13 protein-coding genes are annotated in these 12,497 nt (G+C 62.7%); 7 read left to right on the top strand and 6 right to left on the bottom strand.

Features of this window, described 5'->3' with window-relative positions; translation table 11 throughout:
• Window positions 1-26: 26 nt before the first annotated feature.
• The 5 genes from bioD to bioB are packed head-to-tail and all read right to left on the bottom strand — an operon-like array spanning window position 27 to window position 5,038.
• Window positions 27-818 (bottom strand): dethiobiotin synthase, encoded by a 792-nt coding sequence (gene bioD / locus BOH68_RS03900; protein WP_077371825.1) that lies wholly within the window; start codon window positions 816-818, stop codon window positions 27-29.
• A 38-nt stretch (window positions 819-856) separates the two neighbouring features.
• Entirely contained in the window at window positions 857-1,684 is an 828-nt protein-coding gene (locus BOH68_RS03905; RefSeq protein WP_077371828.1) for a methyltransferase domain-containing protein, read from the bottom strand.
• Between the two features lies 1 nt (window position 1,685).
• Window positions 1,686-2,507: an alpha/beta fold hydrolase gene (locus BOH68_RS03910; RefSeq protein WP_077371831.1), complete on the bottom strand. Its 822-nt coding sequence runs from the start codon at window positions 2,505-2,507 to the stop codon at window positions 1,686-1,688.
• Window positions 2,504-3,853 carry an aminotransferase class I/II-fold pyridoxal phosphate-dependent enzyme gene (locus tag BOH68_RS03915; protein WP_374700387.1) on the bottom strand — a complete coding sequence of 450 codons (1,350 nt, stop codon included), beginning with the start codon at window positions 3,851-3,853 and terminating at the stop codon, window positions 2,504-2,506. The genes BOH68_RS03910 and BOH68_RS03915 overlap by 4 nt, the downstream gene beginning before the upstream one ends.
• Before the next feature lie 6 nt (window positions 3,854-3,859).
• Entirely contained in the window at window positions 3,860-5,038 is a 1,179-nt protein-coding gene (gene bioB, locus BOH68_RS03920; RefSeq protein WP_077371834.1) for a biotin synthase BioB, read from the bottom strand.
• Between the two features lie 328 nt (window positions 5,039-5,366).
• Between bioB and BOH68_RS03925 the strand changes: the two genes are divergently transcribed.
• The 6 genes from BOH68_RS03925 (at window position 5,367) to BOH68_RS03950 (ending at window position 10,466) form a co-directional block, all read left to right on the top strand.
• Window positions 5,367-5,984: a ComF family protein gene (locus BOH68_RS03925; RefSeq protein WP_139345415.1), complete on the top strand. Its 618-nt coding sequence runs from the start codon at window positions 5,367-5,369 to the stop codon at window positions 5,982-5,984.
• 215 nt (window positions 5,985-6,199) lie between these two features.
• Window positions 6,200-7,183, top strand: a complete 984-nt coding sequence (locus BOH68_RS03930) for a serine/threonine protein kinase (protein WP_373996117.1) — start codon at window positions 6,200-6,202, stop codon at window positions 7,181-7,183.
• A gap of 269 nt (window positions 7,184-7,452) precedes the next feature.
• Complete coding sequence (gene folE, locus BOH68_RS03935; protein WP_077371842.1) at window positions 7,453-8,004, top strand: GTP cyclohydrolase I FolE; 552 nt, start codon at window positions 7,453-7,455, stop codon at window positions 8,002-8,004.
• Between the two features lie 86 nt (window positions 8,005-8,090).
• The gene (gene folX / locus BOH68_RS03940; RefSeq protein WP_077371844.1) at window positions 8,091-8,516 is read left to right on the top strand and encodes a dihydroneopterin triphosphate 2'-epimerase; all 426 of its coding nucleotides are present in this window, start codon (window positions 8,091-8,093) and stop codon (window positions 8,514-8,516) included.
• Between the two features lie 35 nt (window positions 8,517-8,551).
• The gene (locus BOH68_RS03945; RefSeq protein ID WP_077371847.1) at window positions 8,552-8,917 is read left to right on the top strand and encodes a hypothetical protein; all 366 of its coding nucleotides are present in this window, start codon (window positions 8,552-8,554) and stop codon (window positions 8,915-8,917) included.
• A gap of 91 nt (window positions 8,918-9,008) precedes the next feature.
• Entirely contained in the window at window positions 9,009-10,466 is a 1,458-nt protein-coding gene (locus BOH68_RS03950) for an NAD-dependent succinate-semialdehyde dehydrogenase (protein ID WP_077371850.1), read from the top strand.
• A 547-nt stretch (window positions 10,467-11,013) separates the two neighbouring features.
• Here BOH68_RS03950 and glsB read toward each other — a convergent pair.
• Window positions 11,014-12,012: a glutaminase B gene (gene glsB / locus BOH68_RS03955; protein ID WP_254696424.1), complete on the bottom strand. Its 999-nt coding sequence runs from the start codon at window positions 12,010-12,012 to the stop codon at window positions 11,014-11,016.
• A 211-nt stretch (window positions 12,013-12,223) separates the two neighbouring features.
• Between glsB and BOH68_RS03960 the strand changes: the two genes are divergently transcribed.
• Window positions 12,224-12,463 (top strand): DUF2061 domain-containing protein, encoded by a 240-nt coding sequence (locus tag BOH68_RS03960; protein WP_077371853.1) that lies wholly within the window; start codon window positions 12,224-12,226, stop codon window positions 12,461-12,463.
• The last annotated feature ends 34 nt before the right edge of the window (window positions 12,464-12,497 follow it).

The raw sequence follows: 12,497 nt of genomic DNA on the forward strand, positions 1-12,497 counted from the left end.
TTGAGGGAGGCCACAGCGACGGCTTGTCAGTCATGGTGGCCATGTTGGCTGCGTGACTCGAGTCCGCAGGGCAATTGCAGATAGCTCGCGGCGCGTTCTGCCGCATGGCGGCTGTCAGTGAGGTCATCATCACGCACCCAAGGCACCACGCCGAGACAGGGCGCTTTCAGCGTGCGCGACAACGTCGCCATGTTGTCTTCACTGACTTCCATGTCGGCTTCCAGATGGTTGATGACATAGCCTGCCACCTCAAGCCCATCGCGCTCGATGGCTTCCAGGGTCAAACGTGCATGATTGATGCACCCGAGTCTCAGGCCTACCACCAGGATCACCGGTAGCCCCAAGGCGATGGCCAGATCCGAGAAATCTTCCTCGTCATTGAGCGGAACGCGCCAGCCGCCTGCTCCCTCGATCAAGGTCAGGTCACGCGGGGCCGTCTCGCGCTGGTGACGAATGTGTCGAGAGATCCTGGCCACTTCGAGACTCACGCCTGCCTGGCGTGCGGCGATGTGTGGCGCGATGGCCGGAGCGAATCGCCAGGGATTGATGCTCTCGTAATCCGCGGGCGGCTCGCACTGTGCCTGCAGCGACAGGGCATCGGCATTGACCAGCCCGTCGTGACTCTCGAAACAATCTGACGCCACGGGCTTGAGTCCGAGAGTGCTCAGGCCCCGCATGCGGGCACGAGCCAGCAAGGCGCTTGCGATGAAGGTCTTGCCGATTTCCGTGTCGGTGCCGGTCACGAAGGCCGCGATGCCGTGGGGGATGGCATGGGAGGCGGAAGGCTGGCTGGTATTGCTCAAGTGCGCTGATGGCATTTCGTTATCTTTCTGCAAAGTGTTCGCGTTGATGTCTATCAGTCTGTGACTGATTTTTCGATGACAAGTTCAATGACTTGATAGCTTACAGGCAATCCTTGCGATGTGCGAAGCGCCTCGTGTCGGGCGGTCGCCTGGGCCAGATCCGCACGTGTCAGGCGATACCCGCTCGCTGTCTGGGCGCCTATTCCCTTGATGGAGCGCATGACGGCCGAGACGTCAGGATAATGGAAGACATGACGATGTGTCTGGCAATGCACCTTGAGGCCAGTGCGCCGTGCCCAGTCGATCAGCTGCTCTCGGGAGGGAAAGTGTCGGACCGAGCCATCCTGTCGCTGCCAGGCATGGCGGATCTCTGCCAATGTGCCTGGTCCGAGCGTATTGATGTGCGCCCTGCCACCCGGCTTCAGTGCACGCGCAAGCTCCCCCAGCCAGTGGCGGGGGGTGGGGCACCATTGCACTGCCAGGCTCGAGAACACCAGGTCCAGACTGTTGTCGGCCACTGGCAGGCGCTCGGCATCGCCGCGCAACCAGTGGATAGGAGGTTGCACGTTGCCTGGTGTCATGTGCCGAGGCGGCGTGTCGGGGGATCTCGAGGCCTCTCTGAGCATGGCCATCGACAGATCCAGCCCTAGGCAACGTGCGGTGGGGTAGTGGCACGCCAGCTCGCGTGTCCACTGGCCGGGGCCGCACCCCAGATCCAGTACCACCGCAGCATCCGGAAGCGTAGTCGGCAAGGTCTCGAACAATCGGCTGGCCATGACATGCTGGGCGCGTGCCAGGGTGAGGTATTCGCTCGCGCCGCGATCGAAGGCCTGAGCGATACGCTGGCGCGACGTCGCGTGGGGCAGGGTCACCATCTGCATCTCAGCCTTCTTCCCTTGCAACGACGACATGGCCCATGCGAGTCAGCAGGGCATCGGCCAGGTCATCATGGCGACTCAGTGGCAGACAATGTCCGCCGCAATATTCCACCACCTGATGGCCGTGATCACGCAGTGCCTCGGCAAGTCCCGGTGCCAGCAATGGATCATCCCGGCCCAGCCAGAACTCGAGATTCTGACCTGCTCGTGTCAGTGACATTCGCCGCGTGGCCAGCTCCTCGAGCCCTGCCGAGAGTGCATCGACAGAGCTTTCAGGGCGAGTGCCGATCAATTCACGCAACTGCCGCAGGCAGTCGCGCGGGTCAGGCTCGCCACTGGCCTGCCAGCGCAGGAAATGCTGCCAGCTGGCGAGCGGAGAGCGGGCAAAGGCTGTCTGGAAGGTGGTGAGCGTGATGCTGGGCAGTGCCGGAAGGGGCGCCGGGGGCCTGCGATGAGCAAGAGTCGTCTCGGGAGTCGCGTGATCCGGCGTGATGAACGCCGGCCCCATGGCCAACGCGATGAGTGCCGCGGGCCGTTGGTCCATCGGCAGCGCAGTCGCGAGTGCCTCGGCGCGTAGCGCACCCAATGACCAGCCCAACCACAGCGTGTCCGCTCCGCCGAGGTGCGAAGGAGCTGCTTCGGGATCGTCAGGCGCCGCAAGGGGCCAGTCTGCCGTCACGATCTCGATCGGGCGTGTCGCAGGTCCGGCAGTCCGCTCTCGTTCGGCAGCTTGCTGTCGCTCGGTCAGTCGCGTCTTCAAGGGTTGCCAGATGCGGGCATCGATACCCCAGCCGTTGAACAGTACCAGACGTGTCAATCGCGTCATGTCTCGGCCCCCGTGGTGGGTCTGGTAGTGCTCGATTCCAGCACCTCCCTGAGGGCGACCAGCAGAGTCTCGACATCGTTCTCGCTGTGCGCGGCACTGAAGGTGAAGCGCAGGCGTGAACTGCCGGCTGGGACCGTCGGGGGACGAATGGCAGATACCAGAATGCCGCGCTCGCGCAGTGCCGCGCTCCAGGCAAGGGCACGAGTTTCGCTACCGAGTATCAGTGGCTGGATCGGTGTCATCGGGTCAGTGAGGGGTGAGGGGGCGCCTGCCGTCACCGGGGGCAGGCCGAGCGCCAGACCACTGCCTGCCAGCAAAGCTGCACACCCCTCGCGAAACTGTCGTACGCGCGCTGCCAGGTGCTCGCGTCGCTGTGGTTCCTGCTCGACGATATCCAGCGCTGCCAGGGTGGCGGCAGCGACGTGCGGGGGTTGCGCCGTGGTGTAGATATACGGGCGGGCCAGCTGGATCAGGCTTTCGATCAATGCCTCGCTGCCGGCGACGAAGGCGCCAGCGCTGCCCAGGGCCTTGCCCAGCGTGCCCACCAATACCGGCACTTCGGCCAGCGGAGTGTCCCGTCCGACCAGTCCTTCGCCGTGCTCGCCCAGCACGCCCACCCCATGCGCATCGTCGATCATCAGCCAGGCGCCATGGCGAGCACATGCCCGAGCGAGGCCCGTGATATCGGCACAGTCGCCATCCATGCTGAACACGCCATCGCTGATCACCAGCCTGTCGTCGGCCTGTGAGCGTGCCAGCTGGCGCTCGAGATCCTCGAGGTCGCGATGATGGAAGCGGCGCGAGCGCACGGCTGAGTTGCCGGAGGATGCCAGCCGCGCGCCATCGAGGAGGCTGGCGTGGTTGAGACGGTCATGAAAGATCTCGAGAGTGCGCCCGGCCTCGCGCGAGGCGCTCGCGAGCGCATCGATCACGCCGAGATTGGCCATGAAGCCGGTGGAGAACAGCAGCGCACGCGGGCGTCCGGTCAATTTGGCCAGACGGGCTTCCAGTCGGTGATGAAGCGCCTGGTGACCATTGACCAGATGGGCACTGCCGCTGCCGACACCGAATTCCCGGGCTGCACGACAACCGGCCTCGATCAGCGTGGGGTGATTGGCCAGTCCTAGATAATCATTGGCGGTGAAGTTGAGCAGCGGACGTGCCTCTTCACCTGCTGCCTGCCCGGCGAGGCTGACGTGGGGCCCCTGTGGGGAGTCCAGTGTCAGGCGCCGGCGATAGCGCCCGACCTGCTCGCGTCTGGCGAGCAGGTCGTCCAGGTGGGCGAAGCTTGCGCCGCCACTGGAGCGCGTGCGTGAGCGTGAGCGGGTAGGCGTGTCGGTGGCCACGTGAGATCAGACCACCAGACCGCAGGGCTTGCGTTCACGGACGTGGCCTTCATCGCTGGCGGGCGTCGCCTCGCGGGTGGCATCGTAGAACAGGCTGCCTTCGACGTTGGCGCGCGCCTGTTCTTCCATGGCCGCCTTGAGCGCCGCTTCCCGCACATCGTCACTGGCGACTTCCTGGCGGGTTTCCGGGTGCAGGCCAAGGCGCTCGAACAGCTCGCGGTCACGGTTGGCCTGCGGATTGCCGGTGGTCAGCAGACGCTCGCCATAGAAGATGGAGTTCGCACCGGCGAGGAAGGCCAGCGCCTGGGTGGAATCGTCCATCTGCTCGCGACCGGCGGACAGGCGCACGTGGCTCTTCGGCATCATGATGCGCGCCACGGCGATGGCGCGGATGAACTCGATGGGGTCGAGATCCTCGACATTTTCCAGCGGCGTGCCCGCCACCTTGACCAGCATGTTGATCGGCACCGATTCCGGCTGTGGTTGCAGATTGGCCAGCTGGCGCAGCAGGCCGGCACGATCCGTGGTGGTTTCCCCCATGCCGAGAATGCCGCCGGAGCATACCTTCATGCCGGCTTCGCGCACGCTGGCCAGGGTGTCCAGGCGCTCGCTGTAGCTGCGCGTGGTGATGATCTCGCCGTAGTACTCCGGTGAGGTGTCCAGATTGTGGTTGTAGTAGTCGAGGCCGGCATCCGCGAGCTTTCTGGCCTGATCGGTATCGACCATTCCCAGCGTCATGCAGGTTTCCAGTCCGAGTGATTTCACCTGACGCACCATCTCGGTGACCACCTCGAGATCGCGCTCCCGCGGGCTCTTCCAGGCGGCGCCCATGCAGAAACGGCTGGCACCGGCATCCTTGGCGGCGCGGGCCTGCTCGACCACCTTCTGGATCTCCATCAGCTTTTCCTTACCCAGGCCAGTGTTGTAGTGGCCTGACTGCGGGCAGTACTTGCAGTCCTCCGGGCAGGCGCCGGTCTTGATCGACAGCAGGGTCGAGACCTGGACGGCATTCGGATCGAAGTGCTGGCGGTGGATCTGCTGGGCCCGGAACAGCAGGTCATTGAAGGGCAGGGCGAACAACGCTTCGATTTCCTCGACGCGCCAGTCGTGACGTACCTCGCCATCTGCGTTGGTCCGTTCGTCGTGCGAGGTTTGCGTGGTCACGCTCGGGGCTTCTACGGTCATGGGAGTGAGATCCTTCTTCAGGCAGGCAGTGAGACGCGTCAGGTGGCAGTCAGCGCCGGACGATCGCCAGTGTCTTCGGGTCAGGCGCACGCCGCCATCCAGTCCCGCGAGCGACGGCTGTCGGTCAGTCAACGCGATTCATGAATGAGGGTTGACTGAAATGATAGAGTTTTCGCGAGTGCTGTCAACGCTGGAAGGTCTGCTGGTTGACAGGAGGCGTGTGTCACGCCCCTGTGCCTTCTGCCTGCAGCAGCAACGAGGGCATGCGCATGGCAGGCGCCCGAGGGGACGCCATGGCGACTGGTGCGAGGCCTGTGAAGAGCGGATCGTGCGCAATCGTCATGCCTGCCCGTGCTGTGCCGAGCCGGTGGCCTCCGAGGCATTGAGTCAGGTGGCCTGTGCACGGTGTCTGCGGACGCCACCGGCCTATCAGCACGTGTACGCTCCATTGCGCTATGAGGGGCTGATCGCGGGTCTCTTCCAGCGTTACAAGGACCAGCATCAGAGGCGTGCCGGGCTCCTGCTGCGCCAATTGATGACGCGAGAGCTGGCCCCGTTCTGTCGGGAGTGGCTGGCAGCACGTCCCGAGGCATGGGTCATCCTGGTGCCGGGGGATTCGCGACGGCGACGAACGCGGGGGCATGAGGTGCTGGTGGAGCTGACGCGTGGTCTGCGGGTGCGTGAACGACAACGCGGTGACGTGGTGCGGATTCGCTCGGGACATGCGGCCGATGAGGATCAGCGTCTGCGGGGGCGGCGCGGACGTCTGAAGGCGCAACGCGGACGTTATGACATCAGCGCTCCTCTGCCGGAAAGCGTGCTGTTGATCGATGATGTCATGACCAGTGGCGCGACCCTCGACAGCCTGGCGCAGGCCTGTCAGCGGGCGGGGGCTCGAGAGGTCGTCGCCTGTGTGCTGGCGCGTACGCCGCCTGGTTCGCCATGATGCTATTGGTCTATGGCCTGCGGGACTGGCGGTGTGAGGGTCTAATCTCATAGCATGCAAGGTCCGGCAGCCGTTTGCTGGTCCATGCCCGAGGAATTGCCATGCCTATTGATCCTGTTACACCTGCTGATTCGCAATCATCCGGCACCTCGCGCGAGCTTGATGAGCGCGCCAACGGCAACACCTGGGAGGCTGCGTCATCCCGGGAAGGCGAACTGGACAAGCGTTCACATCCCTTTGATGCGCTTGCGCCGGATCGTGTCGTGGCCGCCGTCGAGTCGCTTGGTTTCTGGTTGCCCGGCGAGCCCTTCGCGCTCAACAGTTATGAGAATCGGGTCTATCACCTGGCCGATGATGACCGGCGGCGCTGGGTCGCCAAGTTCTATCGTCCGGATCGCTGGAGCCGCGCCCAGATCCTCGAGGAACACGCCTTTCTGGCCGAGCTGGAAGCCGAGGGCGTTCCCGGTGCGCCGGCCTGGGCGGATGCCAGGGGGGAGACCCTGCATCATCACGAAGGCTTCGACTTCGCGCTGTTTCCCCATGTGGTCGGGCGGGCTCCCGAACTCGAATCTCCCGAGCACCTCTACCATCTGGGAGAGCTGATCGGTCGCGTGCACGCCGTCGGACGTCAAGGCCTCTTCCAGGAGCGTGAAACGCTCACGCCACTGCGCATCCTCGACGAGAGTCGTGACAGCGTGCTGGCCTCCGACTGGCTGAGTGAGCGTCAGAGTGAAAGCTATCAGCGTGTCATCGAGGCGTTGCGCCCCCTGGTGGCGGAGCAGAGCTGGCCGCAGAGTGGCTTGCTGCGTGCGCATGGTGACTGCCATATCGGCAACATGCTGGGGCGGGATGACAGCTTCGCGCTGGTGGATTTCGATGATTGTCTCAATGCGCCTGCCATTCAGGATCTGTGGATGCTGTTGACGGGAGAGAGTGACCCCGAGCTCCACATGCAGTTGTCCGAGGTGCTGGAAGGATATGAGCAGCACTGCGACTTCAATCGCGGGGAGCTGAAGTGGATCGAGACACTGCGTACGCTGCGCATGGTGCGTCACAGTGCCTGGGTGGTACGGCGCTGGACGGATCCCGCCTTCCCGCAGGCCTTCTCGCATGTCGCGAGCCTGGGGTACTGGGATGACCACATCCGCAGTCTTGAGCAGCAGCGAGTCGTGCTTGATGCTCCTCGCTGGCTGGCGTGAGCCGCCCGCGCCGGAGACCGGTGGGCCATTCTTGAGTCCCATGACCCGACGCCCTCGACGCCTTGCGTTGAGGGCGTCGTCGTTGCGGCCTTGCGGGAAAGACGTGATCAGGCCTGCGTTGGAGGCAGGCCTGAGGTAGAATCTGCGCTGACATTGAACACTAACTTTTACAAGATCAATTCAACGTTAAGATATTGTATAAGTTATGTGCTTTACCCCTGCTATGCGTGCGCTCATGCGCGCCCCTGACCGATACCATAGGCAGACGGATGACCGAAGAGATTGCCAACCATTACCGCCAGATCATCACTGCATTGGGTGAGGATCCGCAGCGCGAGGGCCTGCAGGACACGCCCATGCGTGCTGCCAAGGCCATGCAGTTCCTGACCCATGGCTATCATCAGTCGCTGGAGGAGATCGTCAACGGCGCCGTCTTCACCTCGGACACCGACGAGATGGTACTGGTCAAGGACATCGAGCTTTACTCGATGTGCGAGCATCACATGCTGCCGTTCATCGGCAAGTGCCATATCGCCTATCTGCCGGCGGGCAAGGTGCTGGGGCTGTCCAAGTTCGCGCGCATCACCGACATGTACTCGCGCCGCATGCAGATCCAGGAAAACCTCACCAAGCAGATCGCTGAGGCGGTCCAGCAGGTGACCGGCGCACGGGGTGTGGCGGTGGTGGTCGAGGCGCGCCACATGTGCATGATGATGCGTGGCGTGGAAAAGCAGAATTCCAGCATGAAGACCTCCGTGATGCTGGGGGCCTTCCGCGAGAATCAGCCGACCCGTCAGGAATTCCTGACCCTGATCAGCTGATCCGATAGCCACGACGCCGCCTCTCGAGGCGGCGTCGTCGTCTGTGAGTCGTTTGTCTGACATCTCTTGTTCAGGAGTCCCCGTCGATGCCGATGCATGCCTTGCACGATGAACATCTCGATCATGATCTTGCCACCATTCGCATCAAGAACCTGCGTCTGCGCACCTATATCGGGATCAACGATGACGAGATCCAGAATCGTCAGGATGTCGTGATCAATGTGGTGATCCGCTACCGCGCCGCGCGTGCGGTTCAGTTCAACCACATCAGCGAAGCCCTCAACTATCGCACCATCACCAAGCAGCTGATCGCGCATGTCGAGGATGGGCGTTTCGCATTGCTCGAGCGCATGACGCGGGAAGTGCTGGATATCGTGATGCAGCATGAGCAGGTGCTGACGGCTCAGGTCGAGATCGACAAGCCGCATGCGCTGCGCTTCTCCGATTCGGTGTCCATCACCCTGTCGGACAGCCGGGAAGACCATATCCAGACGGCAAGTGTCGGACGCTAGACAGTCAGGAGAGACGGGATGTCAGGAGGGGCAGCATGATCGGAGAGATCACTCGGTTCGATGATGCCACCCAGGAGGGTGTCATCACGGATGACAAGGGCGCCGAGTACGTGTTCGATCTTGTCGGTTGGCGCGGTCGCGGTCTCCCGGGGCCGGGACTGGCGGTGGATTTCGAGGTGCGTGACGGGCGTGCGAGTCAGGTGTTCAATGCGCGGGTCAAGCAGCAGAAGGCGCGGCGTGTCGTGTCGATGCCGCCGGAGCGCGAGCTCGGTGAGGTACCGCCGTCGTCTGTCGGGGCCGGCAAGCAGCCATCCGGCCGACGCGAGTGGCCCATGGGGCGTGTGATCACGGGGCTGGCCATGGCAGGGCTGGTGCTGGCAGGGTTGTGGTTCTGGCACTGAACCCGCATCTAGGTTCTATTAGGCTAGTCTTGAATAGTCTCGGCTAGCGCTCAATGCCGCCTCGATCCACCTGCATGCCTCTGGAGTCTTCATGGAACATCTCAACGATACCAGTCTCTTTCGCCCCTTTGCCTATATCGATGGTGGTTGGGTCGCCGCGGATTCCGGTGAGCAGATAGAGGTCGACAATCCGGCCACCGGCGAGATCATCGGCCGAGTGCCTCGCCTGGGCTATGCGGAAACCGAGCGTGCCATCGAGGCGGCCCAGAATGCCTTCGCTGACTGGAAGGAAACCCCCGCGCTGGAACGTGCCGACATCTTGATGAAGTGGTACGCCCTGATGCAGGAGCACAAGGATGACCTGGCGCAGATCATGACCCTGGAGCAGGGCAAGCCACTCGCCGAATCCGCCGGTGAGATCCAGTATGCCGCCAGCTTCCTGCGTTGGTTTGCCGAGGAAGGACAGCGAGTCTACGGTGATACCATTCCGGCAGCCAAGCGTGATCAGCGCATCATGGTGCTCAAGCAACCCGTGGGTGTCGTGGGGGCGATCACGCCGTGGAACTTCCCGTCATCGATGATCACCCGCAAGGCGGGTGCCGCATTGGCGGCGGGCTGCCCCATCGTGGTCAAGCCTGCCAGTCAGACTCCCTTCTCGGCGCTGGCGCTGGCGGTGCTGGCGGAGCGCGCTGGCGTGCCGCGTGGTGTCTTCAACGTGGTGCCGGGCTCTGCCAGGGATATCGCCAAGGCGATGACCGATTCGTGTCTCGTGCGCAAGGTCACCTTCACCGGCTCCACCGAAGTTGGCCGCGGACTGATGGCCAATGCCTCACAGCATATCCAGAAGATCTCGCTCGAGCTTGGCGGCAATGCGCCTTTCCTGGTGTTCGAAGACGCCGATCTCGATGCGGCGGTGGAAGGCGCGATGGCAGCCAAGTTCCGCAACGCCGGCCAGACCTGCGTCTGCACCAATCGTTTCCTGGTGCAGTCCAGCGTGGTCAATGCCTTCAGCGAGAAGCTGGCAGCGGCGATGAATGCCGAGTTGACCGTGGGCAACGGCATGGAAGAGGGCGTCAAGGTCGGCCCACTGATTGATGGTGACGCCGTCGAGAAGGTCACGGATCACGTGCAGGATGCGCTCGACAAGGGGGCCGAGCTGCTGCTGGGCGGCCATCCGCATCCGCTGGGTGGCAGTTTCTTCACCCCGACGTTGATCTCGCAGGTGACGCCGGAGATGAAGGTGGCCCGTGAGGAAACCTTCGGGCCGCTGGCAGCCATCTTCCCCTTCGAGAGCGAGGAAGAGGCCATCGAGATGGCCAACGATACCGAGTTCGGGCTGGCCAGCTATTTCTACAGCACGGATCTCAAGCGTGTCTGGCGCGTGTCGGAAGGTCTGGATTACGGCATGGTCGGTATCAACACCGGACTGATCTCCAACGCCGCCGCGCCCTTCGGCGGCACCAAGGCATCGGGGCTGGGCCGTGAGGGCTCCAAGTATGGCCTCGAGGAGTACATGGAAACCAAGTATCTGTGTCTCTCACTTGGCTGAGCCGTTCGTCATCGGGTCTGCGCCGTCGATCCTTGCTTGAGCCTGCATCCTTGAACGTGGCATCGTCGATGGATGGCCAGCGCTCAAGGCAATGACCGGACACGACATCAGTTGTAAAAAGCCCGCCCGGGACACCGGGCGGGCTTTTTCATGTCATTCAGTCATCCGGTCTGTTGCCGCCAAGCGTGTCTGCAATCTATGGAATTTTCGCTGCTGCTGAGAGAGCGGCATGCGCGAGAGGGGGCAATCTCGCGACAAGAGGCCCATGCGTCATTGGTCGTAGAGGTGAGGTGTCTCGGGCATTGATCGCGCTGCGTGTGTCAGACCAAAGCGGTATGCCGCTGTCTTTTACCGCAGATCAGGGACAAAGACAGGTGTGCTTTGTCGGCATTCTCTTACTTGTGGATATGCTTATTTACGCTACAGTCAAAGAGCGGGACCTGTGGTGATAGTCTTCAAGGATTGAAGACAGGGCGAGTGGCGTGGCGGACGCGACTTGCCCTTTTTTATGGCCGCTTCCCAGCTCAGTATTGTCAGCCCGCACTTCTCAGCCCAGCGGTGACAGCCCCATTCCCGCCACCAATCCTTCCAATGCATGCCGGCCGGCAATCGAGTTGCCATAGCCGTCCAGGCGCGGCGACCACACACAGATGCTCATCTGTCCCGGCAGGATGGCGATGATGCCGCCGCCGACCCCACTCTTGCCCGGCAGGCCCACGCGCCAGGCGAAGTCTCCCGCCGCGTCATAGAGCCCACAGGTCAGCAATAGCGCATTGAGCTGGCGTGTCTCCAAGGGCGAGACCACTTCCTTGCCATCCAGCGGATTGACGCCGCGATTGGCCAGGAAGGCGAAGCTGCGGGCCAGCTCCACGCAGTTCATCGATACCGAACAGCTGTGGAAGTAGGTGTCCAGCAGGTCATCCACATCGGAGTGCACGTTGCCATAGGCCTGCATCAGGTAGGCGAGCGAGGCATTGCGTGCCTTGTGGTCCATCTCGGAGCGCGCCACCTTCTCGTCGAAGCCGATGTCGGGGCTGCCGGACAGGCGTCTGAGCTGTTCACGCAGGGTGTTTTGGATCGAGACGATGCGCGAGACCAGCAGGTCCGTGATCAGCAGTGCCCCGGCATTGATGAACGGGTTGCGTGGAATGCCGTTCTCGACCTCCAGCTGCATGATCGAATTGAACGCCTGGCCAGAGGGTTCACGTCCCACGCGTGACCAGATCTCGTCGCTTTCCAGACGCTGCATCGCCAGTACCAGTGCGTGGACCTTGGAGATCGACTGGATCGAGAAGCGCGTGTGTGCATCCCCGGCATACTGGACGCGGCCATCGACATGACAGACGGCAATCCCGAACTGATCCGGGTCCACCTGCGCCAGGGCCGGGATGTAATCCGCGACCTTGCCCTCGTTGAAGCAGCGGCTGGCATCATTGGACAGGCGTTCAAGCAGCGTCTGGAGGGCATCAGAGTCGAGTGGCGGCGTCATGGCGACCTTGAGGAGACAGAGTGGATGGGAATGCAATCGCATGGTACGGCTGCGCATTCTACCCAATCCTGTGGGCTGTGGCGCGTGGTGATCCGAGCGCTTGATAGCCAGCCCTTATCAGCGGGGTAGGGCAAAGTGATTTCAAGTTGCAGATGAGACTCACTATCATTCATTACATCGAGGCAACAACAGGTTGCCCACCAAGAGACACGCGACGCGCTGGGGTTCAGCGTCTCGCTGAGCACAGACCGCCCGGAGGGCAGCCAACATGATCAAGACATTGACCTTTGCCAGCATGCACTTCTCCATCGCCTTCGGTGTCACCTACCTGCTGACCGGTGACATCGTGGTCGGCGGTCTGGTCGCCATCGTCGAGCCTGCGGTCAACACCGTCGCCTTCTTCTTCCACGAGAAGGTCTGGAATCGTGTGACTGCCCGTCGTCAGCAGGCAGCTGAACAACAGGCCAGCCGCCCCTCCGGCATGAATGGTGCGGTATTGGCGAGCTGAGGACACTTGCGTCGGCAAGGGTGGGCACCGCAGA

Source organism: Cobetia sp. MM1IDA2H-1 (assembly GCF_002916775.2).
In the GTDB taxonomy this organism is placed as follows: domain Bacteria; phylum Pseudomonadota; class Gammaproteobacteria; order Pseudomonadales; family Halomonadaceae; genus Cobetia; species Cobetia marina.

What these genes read in the sequence shown, in the direction of transcription:
- BOH68_RS03905 (WP_077371828.1), bottom strand. Translation starts at nt 1,684, where the DNA reads ATGCAGATGGTGACCCTGCCCCACGCGACGTCGCGCCAGCGTATCGCT.
- BOH68_RS03960 (WP_077371853.1), top strand. Translation starts at nt 12,224, where the DNA reads ATGATCAAGACATTGACCTTTGCCAGCATGCACTTCTCCATCGCCTTC.
- glsB (WP_254696424.1), bottom strand. Translation starts at nt 12,012, where the DNA reads ATGCGCAGCCGTACCATGCGATTGCATTCCCATCCACTCTGTCTCCTC.
- folE (WP_077371842.1), top strand. Translation starts at nt 7,453, where the DNA reads ATGACCGAAGAGATTGCCAACCATTACCGCCAGATCATCACTGCATTG.
- BOH68_RS03910 (WP_077371831.1), bottom strand. Translation starts at nt 2,507, where the DNA reads ATGACGCGATTGACACGTCTGGTACTGTTCAACGGCTGGGGTATCGAT.
- folX (WP_077371844.1), top strand. Translation starts at nt 8,091, where the DNA reads ATGCCGATGCATGCCTTGCACGATGAACATCTCGATCATGATCTTGCC.
- BOH68_RS03950 (WP_077371850.1), top strand. Translation starts at nt 9,009, where the DNA reads ATGGAACATCTCAACGATACCAGTCTCTTTCGCCCCTTTGCCTATATC.
- bioB (WP_077371834.1), bottom strand. Translation starts at nt 5,038, where the DNA reads ATGACCGTAGAAGCCCCGAGCGTGACCACGCAAACCTCGCACGACGAA.
- bioD (WP_077371825.1), bottom strand. Translation starts at nt 818, where the DNA reads ATGCCATCAGCGCACTTGAGCAATACCAGCCAGCCTTCCGCCTCCCAT.
- BOH68_RS03945 (WP_077371847.1), top strand. Translation starts at nt 8,552, where the DNA reads ATGATCGGAGAGATCACTCGGTTCGATGATGCCACCCAGGAGGGTGTC.